The organism is Streptomyces cupreus (assembly GCF_014257025.1).
Taxonomy (GTDB): Bacteria; Actinomycetota; Actinomycetes; order Streptomycetales; family Streptomycetaceae; genus Streptomyces; species Streptomyces cupreus.
Genome location: NZ_JACMSF010000045.1, coordinates 1 through 19,721, shown reverse-complemented (window position 1 = coordinate 19,721; position 19,721 = coordinate 1). Strand labels below are relative to the sequence as shown.

The 19,721-nt window shown below is 66.2% G+C and carries 13 protein-coding genes and 2 pseudogenes; 10 read left to right on the top strand and 5 right to left on the bottom strand.

The window, feature by feature from the left end:
* Positions 1–23: 23 nt before the first annotated feature.
* Both H4N64_RS32070 and H4N64_RS32065 read right to left on the bottom strand, forming a co-directional pair.
* Complete coding sequence (locus H4N64_RS32070) at positions 24–1,865, bottom strand: diguanylate cyclase domain-containing protein (RefSeq protein ID WP_186285946.1); 1,842 nt, start codon at positions 1,863–1,865, stop codon at positions 24–26.
* A 395-nt stretch (positions 1,866–2,260) separates the two neighbouring features.
* On the bottom strand, positions 2,261–3,538 hold the full coding sequence (locus H4N64_RS32065) for a nucleotide sugar dehydrogenase (protein ID WP_186285996.1): 1,278 nt from the start codon (positions 3,536–3,538) through the stop codon (positions 2,261–2,263).
* Positions 3,539–3,792: 254 nt separating this feature from the next.
* Between H4N64_RS32065 and H4N64_RS32060 the strand changes: the two genes are divergently transcribed.
* The 5 genes and pseudogenes from H4N64_RS32060 to H4N64_RS46905 form a co-directional block, all read left to right on the top strand.
* On the top strand, positions 3,793–4,881 hold the full coding sequence (locus H4N64_RS32060) for an NAD-dependent epimerase/dehydratase family protein (protein WP_186285995.1): 1,089 nt from the start codon (positions 3,793–3,795) through the stop codon (positions 4,879–4,881).
* A 32-nt stretch (positions 4,882–4,913) separates the two neighbouring features.
* Positions 4,914–5,957, top strand: a complete 1,044-nt coding sequence (locus H4N64_RS32055; RefSeq protein ID WP_186285945.1) for an MraY family glycosyltransferase — start codon at positions 4,914–4,916, stop codon at positions 5,955–5,957.
* A 505-nt stretch (positions 5,958–6,462) separates the two neighbouring features.
* Positions 6,463–7,344: a class I SAM-dependent methyltransferase gene (locus H4N64_RS32050; protein WP_186285944.1), complete on the top strand. Its 882-nt coding sequence runs from the start codon at positions 6,463–6,465 to the stop codon at positions 7,342–7,344.
* A 371-nt stretch (positions 7,345–7,715) separates the two neighbouring features.
* Positions 7,716–9,125, top strand: coding sequence for a Gfo/Idh/MocA family protein (locus tag H4N64_RS32045; protein WP_186285943.1), 1,410 nt, complete (start codon positions 7,716–7,718; stop codon positions 9,123–9,125).
* Between the two features lie 240 nt (positions 9,126–9,365).
* Positions 9,366–9,737, top strand: a pseudogene (locus tag H4N64_RS46905) (IS110 family transposase); the annotation flags it as partial.
* Between the two features lie 5 nt (positions 9,738–9,742).
* Here the strand turns inward: H4N64_RS46905 and H4N64_RS32035 are convergent.
* Genes H4N64_RS32035 through H4N64_RS32025 form a run of 3 tightly spaced genes read right to left on the bottom strand, consistent with a single transcriptional unit; the run spans position 9,743 to position 14,029 of the window.
* Positions 9,743–10,996 carry a lipopolysaccharide biosynthesis protein gene (locus tag H4N64_RS32035; RefSeq protein ID WP_260860093.1) on the bottom strand — a complete coding sequence of 418 codons (1,254 nt, stop codon included), beginning with the start codon at positions 10,994–10,996 and terminating at the stop codon, positions 9,743–9,745.
* Positions 10,997–11,018: 22 nt separating this feature from the next.
* Positions 11,019–12,878, bottom strand: a complete 1,860-nt coding sequence (gene asnB, locus H4N64_RS32030; protein ID WP_260860089.1) for an asparagine synthase (glutamine-hydrolyzing) — start codon at positions 12,876–12,878, stop codon at positions 11,019–11,021.
* 47 nt (positions 12,879–12,925) lie between these two features.
* The gene (locus H4N64_RS32025) at positions 12,926–14,029 is read right to left on the bottom strand and encodes a glycosyltransferase (protein WP_186285939.1); all 1,104 of its coding nucleotides are present in this window, start codon (positions 14,027–14,029) and stop codon (positions 12,926–12,928) included.
* Between the two features lie 142 nt (positions 14,030–14,171).
* Here H4N64_RS32025 and H4N64_RS32020 point away from each other — a divergent pair, with 142 nt between their 5' ends.
* From H4N64_RS32020 to H4N64_RS46900, 5 genes and pseudogenes are all read left to right on the top strand, one after another.
* Positions 14,172–15,380, top strand: coding sequence for a glycosyltransferase (locus H4N64_RS32020; protein ID WP_186285938.1), 1,209 nt, complete (start codon positions 14,172–14,174; stop codon positions 15,378–15,380).
* Positions 15,377–16,348 carry an NAD-dependent epimerase/dehydratase family protein gene (locus H4N64_RS32015; RefSeq protein ID WP_186285937.1) on the top strand — a complete coding sequence of 324 codons (972 nt, stop codon included), beginning with the start codon at positions 15,377–15,379 and terminating at the stop codon, positions 16,346–16,348. The genes H4N64_RS32020 and H4N64_RS32015 overlap by 4 nt, the downstream gene beginning before the upstream one ends.
* A gap of 138 nt (positions 16,349–16,486) precedes the next feature.
* Positions 16,487–16,933 carry a hypothetical protein gene (locus H4N64_RS32010; RefSeq protein WP_186285936.1) on the top strand — a complete coding sequence of 149 codons (447 nt, stop codon included), beginning with the start codon at positions 16,487–16,489 and terminating at the stop codon, positions 16,931–16,933.
* Positions 16,934–17,040: 107 nt separating this feature from the next.
* Positions 17,041–18,369: a hypothetical protein gene (locus H4N64_RS32005; protein ID WP_186285935.1), complete on the top strand. Its 1,329-nt coding sequence runs from the start codon at positions 17,041–17,043 to the stop codon at positions 18,367–18,369.
* Between the two features lie 72 nt (positions 18,370–18,441).
* Positions 18,442–19,721 (top strand): annotated as a pseudogene (locus tag H4N64_RS46900) (IS701 family transposase); the annotation flags it as partial.

Genomic DNA, 19,721 nt, shown 5'->3' with positions numbered 1-19,721 from the left:
CCACTGCACCGGGCATGAACGGCTCATCCACGGATGGACGCCCCCTGTCCGTGGGCTGCCGGCGACTGGTGCACGTGGATACGCCCCTTGCCTGCTGCCTTGGCCGCGTACATGGCGAGATCCGCCTGATGCAGGAGCTCCTCCGGTGAGATTCCCGGTACGGCCACCGCCATGCCGATGGAGGCCGAGATCACGGCGTCCGCGCTGCCGATCCGGTACGGCTTCGTCAGAGCGGACAGGATCCTTGTGGCGACTTCCTCGGCACTTGAGGGGTGCGTCCCCGCCTTCCATTCCAGCAGGGCCGCGAACTCGTCGCCGCCGAGGCGGGCGACGGTGTCTCCCGCCCGCACGGACGACTGGATCCGACGCGCCGCGTGGGCCAGGAGAGCGTCGCCGGTCGCATGTCCGGCAGAGTCGTTGACGGCCTTGAAACCGTCCAGGTCCACGAAGAGCAGCACGGGCGGGGCCACGTCCGTGCCCCGCTTCTGCAGGGCATGAGCGACCCTGTCGGCGAACAGGGCACCGTTGGGGAGGCCCGTCAGCGCGTCGTGGAAGGCATGGTGCTCCAGTTGTGCCTGGAGCCTGACCTGCTCGCTCACATCGCGACTGATGAAGATCAATCCCTCGGGATGGCGACTGATGGTCGATTCGACATGGCGCCAACGTCCGTCCGCGGTCAGCAACTGCCAGGACACGCGGTGGCCCCCTCTGCCGGTGTCTGATTCGGCTTGCTGCAAGGTCGCCAGGTCGTCCGGATGGCAGAACTCGGGCAGGCGAGCGCCCATCAGTTCTTCGGGCCGGTAGCCGAAAACCGGGTGGATCGCCGGACTGACGTAGAGCACCACCCCGTCCCGACTGATGATGGTGATCACGTCGAGCGTGCCGTCGACCAGTGTGCGGTAGTGGGCTTCACGGGCCGCGGCCTCCTGTGCGATCCGCAGGTGGTCGGCGTGGGTGACGCCCTGGCGGGCGGCGAGCGCGAGAAGCACCGAGCCGGCCAGGGCTGCCATCACGATGTCCATGGAGCCACCGGTGACGGCGTGGGCCGCGATGGCCAGAGCGCAGACGACCATGGGCACAAATGCTGCCACCACCCCGACGACGGGCATCGTCCGCTGGTCGAGCCCCACGTCGTCGGTGCTCCCCGGCAGCCACGGCGTGACAGCGACGAGGGACAGTCCGGTGATCGAGCAGGCTGCCGGGAGGGGGATCCCGTAGCAGCTGCCCGGCCCTGACAGAAGGACGCGGAGCACGTCGCCCGCGAACAGAACGGTGAGAGCCAGGACGCCCACTGTGGTGGCCCTGCGCTCAGCGCGCTTCGGACAGCAGCGCAGGGCGACGACGAGACCCAGGAGCAGAACGTCCGTCACAACGCGTGCGAGACCGAGCAGCGAGGCCGACACGTCACCGCCTTGGTCGGCACGATGCTGCAGGAGGACCCACCCCAGGGTGAGCAGGGAGCCCGCGATCAGCCAGCCGTCCAGCAGCCGTCGTAGCCGGGTCAGGGTCGTTCCGTTGTCCGCGGCCGCCATCACCAGCGCGACGACGGCGATCGCCAGACATGTGGTGATCCCGGCGCCCGCCAGTGGACGAACCACGGACTGGACGAACCCGGCGGAGCGCGCACCGGAGCCGATCTGACTCACGAGGAGGTGGTGAAGGCCACCCGCCGCGGCCGAAGCGGCGAGCAGCGTGAAACGAAGACGCACCTTGCCCTGGGCCGTCCGGGCCCGGGCAAGGAGGGACAGAGCGGCCCCGCCGTGCGCAGCCGCCACTCCTACGCCCGCTGGCACGAGCACGGCTGCCGTCACACCGGCTCCGGCGGCGGCGACCAGAGCGGGGCCCGTACCCAGTGTCTTGCCCATCCGGGCGAGAGATGGGCAGCCGATGCGAGTGGTACGGAGAGAACCGGCTCGGCCGGCCCACCCGTGGATCATGCGAACCCCCGACGATGATCGAGCTCACAAGGGCAGCCGAAAAGACGTACGGGGCTGCGCGAGCGAAAGAATGGTCAGGAGGATCTTCTCGCAAGTTGCATGACTGGCTTTAGTGATCTTCACCTGAAATAATGACAGCTCATCCCATTGGGGGATGCAGGCGCACATGAACTGGTAAAGAAGGCGTACCGTCTACCGGTGACCTCGGTGTCGTACTGGCGCATGGCGAATCGTTTCCGGGTGCCCCATCCAGGCGCGGAGAGCAACGCCCCGGATCACTGAGACCCGGGGCGTTGTCGTCACCGCTAGCCTGAGGTCCACCTTCACAGGACCTCGACGCGCTCCCCCCGGCAGCGGTTGCGGGTGTCGAGGACGTATGCCGCGGTCTGCTCGACGAGCGAGTAGTCGAAAGCGTCGTGGTCGGTGGCCACGACGACCACGTCCGCCGCCCGGATCTCCGCCTCGGTGAGCTCCACGACGGTGATGTCGGGGGGGAGCAGATGGGATTCCGTGTGTGGTTCCACCGCGACGACGTGGGCGCCGAGCTTGCGCAGCGACTGGGCAAGCATGATGGCCGGCGACTCACGGATGTCGCCGGTGTTCCTCTTGTAGGCCAGGCCGAGTTGCAGGACCCGGGACCCCTTGACCGACTTGGCGCGTTCGTTCAGTCCCCGGGTGATCCGCGAGGTGACGTAGGCGGGCATCTGGTCGTTCATCTCATTGGCAAGTGAGATGAACCGGACGTCCTGCCGCAGTAGTCGCTTGACCTGCCAGGACAGATACGAGGGATCGACCGGCAGGCAGTGCCCGCCGACACCGGGGCCGGGTGTGAAGGGCATGAAGCCGAACGGCTTGGTGGCGGCCGCCTCGATGGCTTCCCAGATGTCGGCCCCCAACTCCCGCGAGATCATCGCCATTTCGTTGACCATGGCGATATTGATGTGCCGGAAGGTGTTCTCCAGCAGCTTCGTCAGTTCGGCGGTGCGGCATGAGCTGACCGGCACGGTGCGTTCCACGATGCGCGCATAGAAGCGCTCGACGCTGCGCAGCGACGCGGAGTCGATCCCGGAGGTCACCTTCGGAGTGTTCTCCAGGTGCCAGTCGGGATTGCCGGGGTCGATACGCTCGGGGCTGTATCCGAGGTGGAAGTCCACGCCTGCCTTCTTCGCACTGCCCTCCTCCAGCAGCGGCCGTAGCAGGTATTCGGTGGTGCCGGGATACGTGGTGGACTCCAGGACGACGGTGGCGCCGTCCGTGATGTGCGGGGCGATGCTGCGGCCCGCGCTTTCCACGAAGCTCAGATCTGGCACGCCGTCACGCAGTGGGGTGGGCACGGTGATCACGCATACGTCGAAGTCGGCGATCCCGTCGTAGTCCGTGGTGGGCTGGTAACGGCCGCTGTCCAGCGCGGCCACCAGGCGTGCCCCGTCGACGTCTTCGATATAGGAATCGCCTGAGAGCAGGCGTTTCACGCGCAATTCGTCGGTGTCCACGCCGACCACGCAGAAACCGGCCTCCAGCGCCCGTACAGCGAGGGGGAGTCCAACGTATCCCTGACCTACGACAATCAGTTTCTCTTGCCTGTGCGGGTCGTGTGCCATCATCACCGTGGCCTCCTGGGCAGTAGTGTTCTCAGGCCAATTGACGCACATGCGGTGCGCAGTGTTGCCCTTGCCACGTCATGTTTTTCCGAATCACTCCAATCGAGTAAGAGACGGCCCGGTCGACGTAACTTGTGGGCGCGCCGATGTTTCAATTTCTGCTACTTCTCCCATAGGTGAATGTTGGGCTCGGCGTGACGATCGAGCTCCGTGGGAGTTGTCCGACATCCACCCACCGAACCGGAGTGGCCCGCATGGATCGTTGTTCGAAATATCTGGTCACCGGTGGAGCTGGCTTCATCGGCTCACACCTCGTGGACGCGCTGTTGGCCGAAGGAAAGGAAGTGGTGGTTCTCGACAACCTTGCGACCGGGCGAATGTCCAACCTCGCCCGAGCGCAGGAGAACTCGCGCTTCAGTTTCGTCCAGGGCTCCGTTCTGGACGAACTCCTCGTCGATGAGTTGGCGCGTGAGTGTGGCGCCGTAGTCCATCTGGCCGCCGCCGTCGGGGTCAAACTCATCGTCGAGCAACCTCTGAAATCTTTCATCACGAACATCAGAGGCACGGAGACGGTACTCGAGTCGGCTCAGCGCTACTCGCTCAGAGTTCTGGTGGCCAGCACCTCGGAGATCTACGGCAAGAACTCTTCGGGACCGCTCAGCGAAACCTCCGACCGAATCCTGGGCAGCCCTTCAGTGGTCCGTTGGTCGTACAGCACGGCGAAGGCGGTCGACGAGATCCTCACGGGGCTCTATCACCGCGAACGGGGTTTGAGGGCGACGATCGTCCGGTTCTTCAACACCGTGGGGCCTCGGCAGAGCCCGTCCTACGGGATGGTCATTCCGCGCTTCGCCCGGCAGGCGGTGCGCGGAGAGCCTCTCACCGTTCACGCGACTGGTCGGCAAAGGCGCTGTTTTCTCCATGTCGCCGACGCGGTCGAGGCGCTGATGCTCCTGCTGGGGAATCCGGGGGCGGAAGGCGCGACGTTCAATGTCGGTTCCTCCGAGGAGATCAGCGTCCGCGAGCTCGCCGAGCGTGTCATCGCCCAGGCGGGGAGCGCCTCCTCGGTGGAATACGTGCCGTATGCCGAGGCGTACGGTGCGGGCTTCGAGGACATGCAACGAAGAGTCCCCGACACCACGAGACTTCGCGCGCTGACGGGGTGGCAGCCCCGGCACGACCTGACCGACGTGCTCACCGACGCCATCGCGGACGCGCGCGGCGAGATTAGCCGCATGGCGTCGACGAGTCTGCCGAGCGGCAGGGAAGAGAGTCTCCCCGCGGCCACTGCGGCCACCGCGAGCAGCGTCGGAACTGCACTGGCGGGCCCGTGGCAGGCCTGAGTCCGTTGTCGATGGCGGTGGCAGTCGGTTGCGTGGCCCTGTCGCTCGGTGTGCTGCTGACGGAACCGCTGCGGCGGTTCGCCCTCAGTCATGGCATCACTGACCGGCCCAACGACCGCAAGGGCCATGCTCGTCCGACTCCATACCTCGGCGGGATCGCGGTCGCCGTCGTCACGCTCACGACCGGAGCCGTCACGGCGTTCGCCAGCGGTTTCGGGAACCCAGGCCTCGCGGTACTGCTCGGGGGTGCCGCGATCATGGCGGTTCTGGGACTCGTCGACGACCTGCACCCGCTGCCGCCGGCGTTGCGGTTGGGCGTGGCGGCCGCGGCGGCTTCGTTCGTCGTGTTCGTCGGCGGGCATCCGACGATCTTCGGCGGCGTATTCGACGCCACCTTCGCCGTCCTGTGGATCGTCTTCACCACCAACGCGTTCAACCTGCTGGACAACATGGACGGAGCGGCCTCGTCGGTGTGCGCCGTCATCTGTGGATTCCTGTGCTGGAACGCGTGGTCGAGCGGACAGGCCGGGCTGGGACTGGTCCTCGTGGCTCTCTGCGGTGCCTGTCTGGGCTTCCTCCTGCACAACTGGCATCCGGCACGGATCTTCCTGGGAGACTCCGGGTCCCTCTTCATCGGCTTCACCCTGGCGTCTGCGGCAGTGGTGCTCCATAAGGACTCAGCGGGTCTCACAGCCCCTGCCGGGCTGCTCGTCACGACGTTGGTGGCGACCGTGGACACCGCACTCGTCATGCTGTCCCGTTACCGGGAGTCGAGGCCGCTGCTGCAGGGAGGGCTGGACCATGCATCCCACCGGCTGCGGCGGACGGGCCTGACGGAGCAGCAGGCGGTCACCGTTCTGTGGGCGTTCGCGGGACTGGGCGGTCTTTCCGGGTTGCTCCTGGCACAGGGCGTCCTGCCGCCGGGCGTTTTGCTCCCGGCAGCCGCCGTGGTCGGCGTCGCCGCGGTGGCATTGTTGCTGAGGGTTCCGTCCATGCCGGGGCCGGCGACATCTCCCGCACTCCCTGCGGGCAGGACGGCGAGTGGTGGCGAGCGTTCGGCCGTCCGGGTCAGGTAGGGCGGGTGTTCGCGCGGGACCGGCAGCGCCCCCAACTGCGGGAGGAAGAGCCGTAGTTAGGGGCGCTTCATCACGGTGGACGCTCAACCGGTTCGGTCACGGCAGAGGTACGCCTGCGTCTGGGCAGCGCCGTCGAGCCGCAACACGGGGTAGGCCATTCGGATCAGTACCCGGCGAGGTTGGGCGTCTCGAGACATCCCCCTTGGACATAATGGGACGCAATGCGTCTGAGGGGAGGTATGGGAGGGTTTCTCATCCTCTCGATGAGAATGGAGAACTCAGTGATCAGTCGGCCTCTACATGAACACCCGCAACGACTTCCTGTGGCTCGGCGCTGAGGCGGGTGTCCTGGCCCTGGTGCTGTTGGCGGCCCTCATATGGCGGGGTCTGTCGCGCCGGGCTGCCTGCGCGCCCGCGCATCCGATGGCGGGAGCCGGCCTACTCCCCGTGTCCGACGGGGTACCGGCCACTCCCTCTCAGCCGCACGACGTACAGACCTCGCGGCATGCGGACCGCACCGATCAACCCACCCCTTGCATGTACTGAGGAGAGAACAGTGCTCGATTGCCAGACTGAGATCAGCCAGGGCCGCCGGTTCGCGTTCGGCCTGAACTGGCAGAAGTTCGGGCGCCTGATCGACGAGGAGCGCGTCCGCGGTGCGCAGACGTCTTTGGAGAACGCTCTGGGAACCTCAGACCTGACCGGGCGTACCTTCCTCGACGTCGGCTGCGGTAGCGGTCTGTTCTCCCTGGCAGCCCTGCGGCTCGGGGCACGCGTCCGGTCCTTCGACTTCGACCCCGACTCGGTGGCAACCACCCGGAAGCTGCGGGATGACTTCGCCCCGGGTAGCGCCTGGGACATCGAGTGCGCTTCCATCCTCGATGCCGGGTTCGTGCAGGGGCTCGGGCAGTTCGACATCGTCTACTCGTGGGGGGTTCTGCACCACACGGGTGCCCTGTGGAAGGCTATGGAAGCGGTATGCGGGCTCGTCGCCCGGGATGGCCTTCTGTATGTGTCGATCTACAACGACCAGGGCGGGGAAAGCCGCATGTGGACCTCGGTGAAACGCCGGTACAACGACTCCGGGCCCGCCGTGCGGCGCCTGCTGCTGGCCGGCAGCATGCTGTATCTCGGCAGGCGGTATCCGTTGCGGGTGGCGGCTGGTCTGATGGGGGGCGGAGCCGGGTCCACGCCCTGGACCGAGCCATGCCCGCGGGGCATGTCGCGCAAGCATGACCTCGTCGACTGGGTGGGCGGGTATCCCTTCGAAGTAGCCTCACCCGAGCGGGTCTTCGACTTCTGTCGTGAGCGCGAGTTCCAACTGCGCCATCTGAAGACCTGCAAGGGCGGGATCGGCTGCAACGAGTTCATTTTCGCGCGCAGCTGACGTACCCGCAGGAACCATTCACCCTTCACCTCAATTCTTCGTGATCCTAACACGAGCAACGCGCGGCAATGGCAGGCATGTGACGGCGGTCGGGGTGGGGAAAAACAGGACTGGGGACATGGCAGAAACCGCCGAACACCTCTCGACCTATCTTCACCTGGCAGCACGTACAGATGTTTCCAGGAGTTCGTGGACGAGGCGAAGCACGCAGAACTCAGGCTTTCGAACCGGCAGCAGAAGCTCGCCGCTGAGCTGGGCCGCCGGAGCCTGGACATTTACCGCCGTACTCGACGGCCCGTCGTTGACTGGCTGGCCTTCTGCGCACTCCGCCACGCGGCGTCCGTCACTCTAGTACTGGAGAAGTAGGCGCGATGAACGAGGGCACGTCCCCGGGGCATGACGACACGGAGCCTTCGGTGAATCGTCGCTCGATTCTGCGTACCGCGGGTCTCTTGACCGCTGGAATGGGCTTGCAGGGTCTGGATGCTGAAACCGCTCATTCGTCAGTAGTCGACTCGCCCGCTCCTCAGGGAGCGACGATGATCGGGGTACCCTTCGAGCGGCACAGCACTGTCAGGATCGGGATCATCGGTCTCGGTCATCGCGGTGGCGGCATGATCGACCTTTTCCTCGCACTCCCCGGGGTGCGTGTCGTGGCACTCTGCGATCCAGTGCAGGACAAGGTGGCCAAGGCTGCTGCGAAAGTTGAATCGGCGGGCTGGCCGGCGCCTGCTGTCTACACCAAGGGCGAAGACGACTTCCGCAACCTCTGTCGCCGGGACGACCTCGATTTCGTCTATGTGGCGACACCTTGGGAATCCCACTTCGAGATGGCCAGGACCGCCATGCTCAGCGGAAAGCATGTCGGTGTTGAATGCCCGATCGCCGTGGAGATCGGGCAACTGTGGGATCTGGTGGATGTGTCGGAGACCACTCGGAAACACTGCATGCAGTTGGAGAACTGCTGCTACGACCGCACTGAAATGCGCGTGCTGCGCATGGCACATGGTGGCGTGTTCGGTGAACTGGTGCACGGTGCGGGGGCCTACATCCACGATCTGCGCCACGGTCTCTTCTCCGACCACTACGAGGGTGGCTGGCGGCGCCGTTGGCATACTCGGATGCGAGGGAATCTGTACCCCACTCACGGCTTCGGGCCGGTGGCCAACTACATGGACATCAACCGCGGCGATCGCGCCGTGCGCATTACGACCCTCGGTTCCGCCGCACTGGGCCTCTCTGCTTACCGCAAGGAGCACGTGCCGGTCAGCGACCCCAGCTGGAAGGAGACCTACATCGAGAGTGACATGACGATCAGCCTGGTACAAACCGCCAGGGGCAGACTGATCCGACTGGAGCACGATGTCTCCAATCCCCATCCCTACAGTCGCGTTAACATCCTCGGCGGCACGAAGGGTGTCTTCGAGGATTATCCGCCTCGGATCTATGTCGAGCCCGACATGGCGAATGGCGTCTGGGGCGATTTTGCCAAGTACGACCGCTGGGACCACTGGCTGTGGAAGAAGTACCCGAATCCGCCAGGAAGTTCCGATGGTATGGACTATCTCATGCTTCTGCGCCTAGTGCAGTGTATGCGACTTGGCCTGCCCCCCGACTTCGACGTGTACGACGCGGCCACCTGGGCTTCCCCCCTGCCGCTCAGCAACGCTTCCCTCAAGCAGGGGGGCGTTCCGCAGTCGATCCCGGACTTCACTCGCGGCCGCTGGATGAACCACCGCTCAGGTGTGGACTCCGAGGAGCCGCAGGAAGACCGATCATGAGTCTCTACCTTCTTCCTGGGCCTGCCCCAGCCATTCGTAGGGTCCTACCTTCTCGATCGGGTTGATCAAGACCACTTGTAGGGTCTGGAGGCCCGGAGACACCGGGTATGGCTTTCGTAGGGTTGCCCTCGATGGCTCCCCCAACCTGGCCGCCCGGTGTCTGACGACGGCCTAACCGCTGATTAGGAGCCGCGAGTACCAGGACCACGCCGGCAAGGTCGTCCGGAACCGCATCGCGCGCTCAACCACGGCCAGCAGCTCGTCTATATCCCCGGCATGGCCGTCAACCGTGCCTCGGCCGGCTACCGGGGCATGGGGAAAACCGATGCCAAGGACGCCACCGTCATCGCCGACCAGGCCCGGATGCGCCGGGACCTGACGCTCCTGCGTCCGGACGACGAGCACGCCATCGAGGTCTTCTACACCTCTGCGCTCGTGAGCGTCCAGCGCGACCCCAACTCGCGCCAGTTTTACGACCGCAAGCGCGCTGAGGGGAAGCGCCACGTCCAAGCCGTGCTGGCCCTTGCCCGCCGACGCGTCAACGTCCTGTGGGCCCTTATCCGTGATCGACGGTGCTACCAAGTCACACCACCCGCAACCAGTGCTGCTTGACATCGTCATTGGGAAGCGGCCCTCAGCCGCCCCGTGATCTCGGCGAAGTCCGAAACTCTGGGAAGCAACAGCCGCCCCGAGATTCCAGTCACCCGAATGAAGAGCGTGACCTGGCACACCGCCAGTGCCGCATAGGCGACGCCGGTTGCGACGGCGCACCCTGCTGCTCCCCAGACAGGAATCAGCACCACAATGAGTCCGATGTTGAGGATCAGTGCCGCCACGGATGGATACACGATGATCCGCGACGAGCGGCTGCCCAAGAGGTACGTGGCTGCAGGCCGGCTCGCCCCCGCCAGCAGAATGCCGGGGAGCAGGAGCACGAGAAGCTGATGCGCTGTGGCATAGGCATGGCCGTAGACGGGCACTACCAGGACCGACGTCAGACCGATTGCGATCAGTGCCGAGGCAATGGCCAGCACCACCATGAGCCGGATGATCCGTACCGTGTCACCCGCAGCATCGCGATCCTTCTCGTCGAGCTGCCGGGACAAAGTGACCTGCCAGACGACGTCGATCACCAAACGGCTCATTTCCGCCAGGGTGACGGCCAACGAGTAGATGCCGACCTGACGGTGGCCGGCCAATGCGTTGAGCAGGAAGACATCCGATCGCTGCAAGAGGTACGCGGCGGCCGAACCGGGGTGGAACCTAACTCCCATGGCACAGGTGGTCAGCGCCGACGCGAGGTCAGCGCGGCGGCCGACGAGAGCGTTTCTGCCGCCGATCAGAACGATCAGCGATACGCCAGCCGCGATGGTCCAGATGACCACGACCGAGTACGCGGTGAGTCGTCCCGACACGCCGAGAACAATGAGGGATAGGCACTGGAAGCCCATGCCGAGCAGCATCACCGCTGCAACTAACTGGGCCCGGTCACTCAGGAACGCGATGTTGTTCGCATAGAGAACAGCCATGGACAAAGGCACGCCCGCACAGGCCATGGCCACCATCCACATATCAGGAAGGTTGGCCACGTTCCGAAGCACACCGGCCACGGCAAGGGCTGCCAAGGCGGCCGCGGCCCCGATGCAGAGTCCCAGGGGAACACTGTTGGCCGTAAGCACGGCTCGTCTCGACGTATCCGGCCACAACGCCGTCTGCGCCTGCTCTACGGACAGGTGTCCCAGAGCTATGGCTGTCAGGGCGAACGTGACCGCTATGTAGTACATCCCGCGCTCCTCGGGCGAAAGCGACCGGGCAATGAGCGCACTGACGACAACGCCGAGCGCGAGGGTGGCCACTCGGGCCCCCAACATGCTCACGAACTGCGCACCGCGTTCAGCCACGGTGTTGCCGGATCTTTTGCGCCAACGAGGGCGAACCGGTGAGAGCCTGATCCACGAATCTGCGGTGCCACAGTTCGAACTGCATCAGTGCCCACAGCCTGTTGGCGTGGTTCTTGCCCGCTTCGTGCTCGGACAGGAGGGCTTTCACGCTTTCAGGCCGGAACAGGCCTCTGGATCGGGCCGTCCGGTCTGTCAGGACGTCCCAGGCCAGGTCCCGCAGCTCGGTGCGGAGCCAGTGGCCCAGCGGAACACCGAATCCCTGCTTCGGCCGGTGCAGGAGTTCGGGTGGCAGCCAGTCCTCCACGGCCTTCTTCAGAAGGTACTTGGTGGTGTCCCGCCGTACTTTGAGGTCGCCCGGTAGCCCTGCCGCCCACTCCATCAGATGGTGGTCCAGGAAGGGTGAGCGAGCCTCCAGGGAGTTGGCCATGGTCGTGATGTCCACCTTCACCAGAAGGTCCCCGGGCAGATAGGTGTTGACGTCCACGTCCATGAGCTGATTGACCCGATCGTCCGTGACGGAAGTCTGGAACGCCTGAGCCAATAGGTCGTAGCTGTCAATACCCGATAGTTCCTCGCGCATCCCCTCCGTGTACAGGGCGTCCTTCTGCTCGGGCGTGAAGTACGACATGAGCCGGGCGTAGCGCCGCCGCGGTTCCTCCCCGAGAAAGGTCAGTGCCTGGCCAGCCTTCCGACGACGCGAGCGGTCCGGCCCGTTGAGGAGTAGCGAGCGTCCCAGACGCTGGAAAACCAGCCGAGCCCCGCGAGGAATCCGGATGCCGCCCGCTCGGGACATGAAGGCGTAGCGCGTGTATCCGCCGAAGGCCTCGTCGCCGCCGTCGCCGTTGAGTGCCACGGTGACGTGCTCGCGGCTCAGTCTGGCCACGTAGAAGGACGGGATGGCGGACGAGTCGGCGAAGGGCTCGTCGAAGTGCCAGGCCAGGGTGGGCAGTACGGCCAGCGCGGAACTCTCGACGACCAGCTCGTGGTGGTCGGTTCCATACCGCTGCGCCACCGTCCGGGCGTGTGTCCGCTCGTCGTAGCGAGGGTCGTCGAAGCCGATGGCGAACGTCTTCACTGGTCCGTCGGCGATCCGTGCCATGGCGGCCACCACGGCGGACGAGTCGATGCCTCCGGACAGGAACGCGCCCAGCGGCCGCTCGGCGACCATGCGGATGCGGGTCGCCTCGAGCAGCAGCTCACGGGTCCGCTCAATCGCCTCCTGCTCGTCGCCGACGTAGGCCGGGGTGAAGTCCAGCGCCCAGTAGCGCCGTACGTCCACCTGGCCGTTCTCCCAGACGAGCAGATGTCCGGGGGGCAGTTTGCGCACCCCTCGGTAGATCGACCAGGGGGCTGGGACGTACTGGTAGGTCAGATAGTGATGCAGGGCCACCGGATCCAGATCGCGGCGCACCGAGGGGACTACGGTCAGCGCCTTGAGTTCGGAGGCGAAGACCAACTCCCTGCCGACCTGGTGGTAATACAGCGGTTTCTTGCCCACCCGGTCGCGGGCCAGCAGCAGTCGGCGTTTGTTCACGTCCCACAGAGCGAAGGCGAACATGCCGCGCAACCGGTGGACCAGGTCGTCGCCGTACTCCTCGTACAAGTGGACCAGGCACTCGCTGTCGCTGTCCGTGCGGAACCTGTGGCCCAGGTTCCGTAGCTCCGTGCGGAGCTCGGCGAAGTTGTAGATCTCGCCGTTGAACACGGCCGCGACGCTGCGGTCCTCGTTGTAGACCGGCTGATCACCTCCGGCGACGTCGATGATGGCCAGACGTCGCATGCCGAGCGCCACCTGCTCGCCAATGTGGAATCCCTCGCCGTCAGGGCCACGATGGACGATCAAATCGCACATTGCCCGGACGACTCCGGGATCCGGAGGCGTCGTGGACACGATTCCCGCTACGCCGCACATCGCCGCCCCAGGAGTTCGCGGTACAGGGAGACGTAGCGGTCCGTCATCGCCGCCACGCTCAGGTTGGCGCGAGCCCATGCGTGGCCCCGCCGGCCGAACTCGTTGGCGAGTTCACGATCGTCGAGCAGGCGCTGCAGACCGTCGGCGAGCGCGGCCGCGTCCGCGGGAGGCACCAGCACGCCACGCCCTCGCAGCAGTTCCGGCGTACCGCCGACTGCGGTGGCAACCACCGGCCTGCCCGCCGCGAGTGCCTCCATCACGGCGTTGCTGCATCCCTCGTGCAGGGACGGCAGGACGACCATGTCGGCCCGCGCGAGGAACCGCGCCACGTCGGTACGGGTGCCCAGGAACCGCACGTCGATTCCGAGCCGTTGGGCCTGAGCCATCAGAGGTGCGCGCTCCGGGCCATCCCCGATGAGCAGCAGGGTGCACTCGCGCGCTCTTGAGCGGAGCAGGGCACAGGCGTCGAGGAGGTACCGGTGTCCCTTGTAGTCGATGAGGTTGGCTACGCAGACTACGAGGGGCAACGGAGTCTCGACCGTGGCCGCGTGTGCCGGTTCGAGGTCCTGTCGGGGCATGCCGTTGGGGATCACGGTGATCTTGGAGGCCGGTACGCCCTCGTTGCGGCGTACGTCGTCCGCGACAGCCTGCGCATTGGCGACCACGGAGTCCGTCCACCGTGTCGCCATGCGCTCGGCGGCGAACGCCAGGCGGCGACCCCGTCTGGCGTCTCCGAGGCAGCGCCGCCCGGCCACGATCACCGGTACCCCCGCCAGCCGAGCTGCGGGTGCGGCGACCAGGTAGGAGTGAAACAGAAACGTCTGCAGAACCTGGGGTCGAGTCCGCCAGAGGTGAAGGACGAGTCGGGCGAAGGCCCGTGCGTTGGCCGTCAGGCAGGTCAGCAGGGTCACGGCCTTGCGGCGCCGGAATCCGAGGTCCACGATCCTCACCCCGGAGCCCAGCAGCTCCTCTTCGCGCGGCCCTCTGCCGAACATGACCAGCAGGTCCGTTGTGATGCCCCGCTCACTCAACTCCCGGGCCAGAAGGGTGATCTGCTTCTCCGCCCCCCCGAGGCCGAGCTCACAGATCATCAGGTGCACCCGGTCGGGGGTCGGGTCCGGTCGGACTGTGTGAGGGACGGACCGCGTCGCTGGTTCTTCTTCCTTCAAGGGCATATGGGGCACACTCCGCATTCCGCTTTATTTCGATATGTCGTGGTTTAGTGTATTCGTCATGTCGATCACAAGCGGGCACCTCGAGGACTTCCGCCCTCCGCGCGTCAAGGTGATAAGGGTCATCGCTCGGATGAACGTCGGCGGACCCGCCCTCCAGGTCTCCACATTGATGCGGAGGCTCGACCCTGAACGCTTCGACCATCGTCTGTTCGCCGGATCAGTGGGACCGGACGAGGCGGACTACATCGACCACTGCGCCCCCGACGTTTCGGTCACCCGCATTCCGGCACTCGGCCGAGCGGTGCGCCCCGCCGACGACCTTCGGGCGCTCGCCGAACTCATCGCGGCCATGCGCCGGTTCAGACCCCACATCGTGCACACCCACACGGCCAAGGCCGGTGCGCTGGGACGGGTCGCGGCGGTGATGGCCCGGGTACCCGCGCGGGTGCATACCTTTCACGGGCATCTGCTGCACGGGTACTTCTCCCCCGTCAAGACCCGCCTGGTGGTCGGAACCGAACGACGGCTCGCGCGTCACTGCGACCGGCTGCTGTCCGTAGGGGCGCGTGTCCAAGACGAACTGCTGGCCGCCGGCATCGGCCGGCCCGAGCAGTACGTCGTCGTCCCGCCCGGAACGACCCTTCCCACACCGCCGGGGCGCGTCGAAGCACGCAGGCGCCTCGGTCTGCCCGAACGGTGCCCCGTGGTCGCCTACGTCGGGCGAGTGACCCGGATCAAGCGGCCCGACCGGTTCCTGGAGGTGGCCCGAGAGGTGCACCGGGCCGTACCGGACGCCGTCTTCCTGGTGTGCGGAGAGGGCGAACAGCAGGACGCCCTCGCCTCGGTGAGCGACCTCGGGTCCGCACTACATCTGCTCGGCTGGCGGTCCGACGTGGAGACCGTGCACGCCGCGGCGGACGTGGTGCTGCTCACCTCCGACAACGAGGGGATGCCGCTCAGTCTCATCGAAGCCGGTCAGGCGGGGGTGCCCGTTGTCGCCACGAACGTGGGCAGCGTCGCGGAGGTGGTACGGGACAAGGAGACCGGACTCCTGGCCTCCACCAGCCCCGCCGAACTCGCCGGACACACCGTGCGATTGCTGCACGACGAGCCGCTGCGGCGGCGGATGGGTGAACGTGCGGCCGCCTGGACGGCGCAGCGGTTCGGGGCGCAGCGCCTCGTGACCGACATTCAGGACGTCTACACCTCCATCGCGGTCGCACATGGGTGGTGGCCCGCATCCCTACGGAAAGGAGACCAGCAGTGAACATCGTCATTACCGGAGGTGCAGGTTTCATCGGAGCGAACCTGTGCAAGGAACTCGTCTCGCGGCCCGGCATCAGCAACGTCGTCGCCCTCGACGACCTGAGCACCGGATCGGCGGCCAATCTCGCCGGCACAGGCGTGGAGTTGGTCGAGGGAAGCATTCTGGACCGGGAGCTCCTCGACGCGGTGCTCCACCGCGCGGATGCCGTCGTCCATCTGGCCGCCCGCCCCTCCGTGCCGCGCTCCCTCGAGGATCCTTTCGCCAGTCATGAGGTCAACGCGACCGGGACCATGCGCGTGCTGGAAGCGTGCCGGGCGCGGGGTGTCCATGTGGTCGCCGCCTCGTCGTCCTCCGTATACGGGTCGGTCCCGGATCTGCCCAAGCACGAGGAGCTTCCAACCCGCCCGCTAAGCCCGTACGCCGCGAGTAAACTTGCGACCGAGTCATACGTACTCGCCTACGGGTCGGCCTTCGACCTGCCGACCCTCGCGTTGCGCTTCTTCAACGTGTACGGGCCACTGCAGCCCGCCGGCCACGCCTACGCCGCAGTAGTTCCGGCCTTCGCCGACGCCATGATGCGCCGTGTGCCGCTGAGGGTCTTCGGCGACGGGCGGCAGACCCGTGACTTCACCTACGTGGGAACGGTCGCACGGATTCTGGCCGATGCCGCCCTTCGGCGCGTCACCTCCAGCAGCCCGGTGAACCTCGCCTTCGGCACGCGAGTGTCGGTCCTCGATCTTGCCCAGCGCATGGCGTCCGTCCTGGATGCACCCCTGGAGATCGTGCACGAACCCCCGCGCCGGGGAGACGTGCGGGACTCGCAAGCCGACGACCGTCTGCTGCGGGAGCTGTTCCCGGATGTCGCAGCGGCGTCGTTCGACGAGGGTCTGACCGAGACGCTGCGCTGGTTCCAGCGCCTTCCGCAGTACGCAGCACCGGCTGCACAGTCGCTGACCCCGATCGGGTGAACTCTCGACTTTCGACGTTTTCGGTGATCGCCGTCGGGGTCGCTCAGTTGGGTGATGTGGCGTCATCGGACCGCGTGGGGTGTGGACAGCAGAGAAGCATCGGCGGTGCTTACGTCGCCTGCCTTGAGGGACCCGCCGATGCTTCCGGATCCGACCGGACCCGCTTCACCGCTCGCCGTCTTGCAGTTGGTGCGGGGCAACTTCACCGCGCCGACTTGGAAGCAGCAGGGCCGCCGGGCCCGCAAGGGCGACGGCATCTACACCGTCCGCACACTCCTGCGCCGCAGCAAGGAAGACCTCACCGAAGAGCAACTCGCCCTGCTCAATATCGAGTTGGACCACACGGGGACCTACGGACGGCAGATCCACGTGCCCGCTACCGCTTCCACGCCCACCTGCCCGAACTCCTCGTCCTGGCCGAGGTCCGAGGGCAACAACCGCACCTCATCAAGCTCGAAGCCCGCAACGCCTTCGCCTTCACGAACCGAGAGAACCAGCGCCTCCGGTCACGCTGCGCAACCACCCGCCGAAGCCGGCGAGACACGCACCCCCATTAATTTCGAAGACCCAGCATGCCAGCCCTGACTTCGGCATCGAGATGGGTTATTGATAGATCGAGGCGGGCGGAATGGACCCGCGGCACGGCCCGGGGCGGATCTCTTTACGAGACCTTGGAGAGGCAGGAAACGCAGGTGGAGATCCTTTTGGTGGCGGTCATTGCGCTGGCACTGTTCGTGACGGTACTGTTTGCCGCCCCCAGGATAAATGTGGTTCGGTGCCTGGCCGTGCTGGTGCCGGCGTTCGCGCTCCGCCTCGCCGTTCACATCACTGTGACCCGCGTGGACGCGATCGGCTACGGTGGCGACAATCTGGGCTACGAGGCAATTGCACGCACTATCGTGCAATTGTGGCAACAAAATGGGATTTCGTTTGTCACGGTGGACGAGCTATCCGCCGTCCGCGTGCCCCTGCCGTGTAATCTGTTCGCACTAATCATGTACGCATGCGGCGGTTCCGCGCCGCTGGCGTGTACCGCATTCGTAGCCTTCGTTGCCTGCGCGACATGCATCATCCTCTACCGGACAGCGCTTGCGCTGGGGGCGCCGGATCGCATGGCCTTCTGGCTGCTCACCGTCTCGGCCTTTCTGCCGTCGTTCGTCCTGCACACCTCCGACATGTATAAGGACGGATTCAACGCGTTTCTCGTCATCGCTTGCGTCGCGACCGCCGTGTGCTGCGCGAAGCGACCCGGAGTGGCAAGGCTTCTACCGGCCGTGCCGTTGCTGTGGGCGCTCTGGTACGTCCGGTCGTACATGGTTTTTCTCTGCATCCCACCGCTCCTCATCGGGATGTTCCGGCCTGTGAAGCTGGTGTCGATGCGGGCTATCGCCTGTATTGCGATGACTGGCACGGCGGCGGCACTCCTCATTTCTGAGAAAGGCGGCGACGGCGTAGCGGGAAGTCTTCATGCGCAGCTCGCCCTGGCGCAGTCCGAGACGGTGCATCAGGCCCTGCTCGTGGGAGGGTCGGGAGTTGCACTCGACGACGACTCAATCGCTTCGTTCGCCCTGCGGTTGGTCTACACCGTCTTCGCGCCTTTCCCCTGGGAAAGTGGGACTCTGGCGCTCCAGCTGGGCAAGATCGACGCGCTGATCTGGTACATCCTGGCAGTGCTCGCAACGATCGGGGCGCGGCGGTTGTGGAAGAGGGACCGCACGTCGTTCTGGGTGCTCCTGGCGTTCATCGTCCCGAGTGTGGTCGCCTATTCGATCAGCTTCGCGAACATCGGCCTTGTGTTCCGACAGCGAATTCCCATCGTCCTGGCGGCGAGCCTGTTCGCACCGCTCGCCCGGATCAGCCGAGGGTCAGCGGACTTCACTCCCGATCCTGCTGCGGAGCGCGGCGAGGGTGAAAGGACCGGCGCGTCACTGCGCCTCGGCATCTGCCCTACGGCGGCCGGACGGCGCGCATCCGCTGGCACAAGCCGCGCTGGTACCGGTAGTTCGTTAACCCGGCGGTAGCGTGGGTTGACGGCTGGCTGGTTCGGTCGTAGAGCGGTGGGTACGAGTCAACTGCCATGCTGGGGGCTGATGATGACTGCCCGCCGTTCGTTTCAGCCCGCCCCAGGCCCTTGGGAGGAGTCCGCGGACCGGTTCGACGACCTCTTTGCCGGCCTCGCCCAGCGGCGGGGGTTTCGCGAGTACTTGACCGGGCTGCTCGCGCCGCGGGAGCGGCGGCAGCGCAGCGGCTGCAGTTCTTCCTGTCCGAGTCCACCTGGAACGCCGAGCAAGTCAACGACCGACGACTTGACCTGCTGCGCGGCCAGACAACGACCGCTCCGCACGGTGGCGGGGTCATCGTGATCGACGACTCCGGGGACCGCAAGGACGGCACGGCGATCGCGCATGTGGGACGGCAGTGGCTGGGCCGGCTGGGCAAGACCGACAACGGCATCGTCACGGTGACCACGGTGTGGACCGACGGCCGCGTGTACTACCCGTTGCACGCGACTTGCTACACACCCGCCCACCACTTCGCCCGCGGCCGGTGAGCCGGCCTTCCGCACTAAACCGCAGCTGGCCGCCGATCTTGCGGCCCGAGGCAAGGAGGCGGGCTTCGGCTTCCGGGCGGTGGTCGCCGACTGCGCCTACTCCGTCAGCGACGACTGGTACTTCACGCTGTGCGACGCCGGGCTGGCCTACGTGGTGGCCCTCAAGCGGCGCAACGGTACGTGATCCCCGGCCGACCAGCCGCACAACCCCGTCGACACCGCACCCGCTCTGGTCTGGTGGGACGCCGGCCAACCCGGCGAGTGGACACCCGTCGAGCGCCGCTTCCGCGACGGGCACACCGAGAGCTGGTGGGCCGCCGACGCGAGCCTGGGCGGCTACGGCCCCGACAGCCCCTGCCGCCTGGTCGTGGCCACCACCGACCGGCCACCCTGTCGGAGAAGGCGACCTGGTACCTGGCCACCAACCTGCCTCATCCCGACGCCCCGCACGCCGTCACCAGTCCGCACCCGTCGGCCGACCTTGCCGAAATCGTGCGGCTCTACGGGCTGCGGCCGTGGATCGAGCAGCGCTACAAGCAGATCAAGGACGAACTCGGCTGGGCAGACTTCCAGTTCCCTCCGACCACGCCATCCGCCGCCACCAGACCCTGGTCAACTGCGCCTTCTCGTTCTGCTGGGACCAGTGGTTTCGCCCCACCCGGGGCGCTGGATGCCACCGCACCCGACCCCTGCCCCGACGAGCGGCCAGAGAGGGGGCACCGCCTCACCCCACCAGCCCCAACCGCCCTGCTGGCCCAGGGCATTACGCGCCACTCGCTCCTGGCTCACCCCGGCAGCCACCTTGATCTCTACCGCCGGGTT

What these genes read in the sequence shown, in the direction of transcription:
- H4N64_RS32010 (WP_186285936.1), top strand. Translation starts at nt 16,487, where the DNA reads ATGCTTCCGGATCCGACCGGACCCGCTTCACCGCTCGCCGTCTTGCAG.
- H4N64_RS32050 (WP_186285944.1), top strand. Translation starts at nt 6,463, where the DNA reads ATGCGGACCGCACCGATCAACCCACCCCTTGCATGTACTGAGGAGAGA.
- H4N64_RS32025 (WP_186285939.1), bottom strand. Translation starts at nt 14,029, where the DNA reads ATGATCTGTGAGCTCGGCCTCGGGGGGGCGGAGAAGCAGATCACCCTT.
- H4N64_RS32060 (WP_186285995.1), top strand. Translation starts at nt 3,793, where the DNA reads ATGGATCGTTGTTCGAAATATCTGGTCACCGGTGGAGCTGGCTTCATC.
- H4N64_RS32070 (WP_186285946.1), bottom strand. Translation starts at nt 1,865, where the DNA reads ATGGGCAAGACACTGGGTACGGGCCCCGCTCTGGTCGCCGCCGCCGGA.
- H4N64_RS32045 (WP_186285943.1), top strand. Translation starts at nt 7,716, where the DNA reads ATGAACGAGGGCACGTCCCCGGGGCATGACGACACGGAGCCTTCGGTG.
- asnB (WP_260860089.1), bottom strand. Translation starts at nt 12,878, where the DNA reads ATGTGCGATTTGATCGTCCATCGTGGCCCTGACGGCGAGGGATTCCAC.
- H4N64_RS32065 (WP_186285996.1), bottom strand. Translation starts at nt 3,538, where the DNA reads ATGGCACACGACCCGCACAGGCAAGAGAAACTGATTGTCGTAGGTCAG.
- H4N64_RS32035 (WP_260860093.1), bottom strand. Translation starts at nt 10,996, where the DNA reads ATGTTGGGGGCCCGAGTGGCCACCCTCGCGCTCGGCGTTGTCGTCAGT.
- H4N64_RS32020 (WP_186285938.1), top strand. Translation starts at nt 14,172, where the DNA reads ATGTCGATCACAAGCGGGCACCTCGAGGACTTCCGCCCTCCGCGCGTC.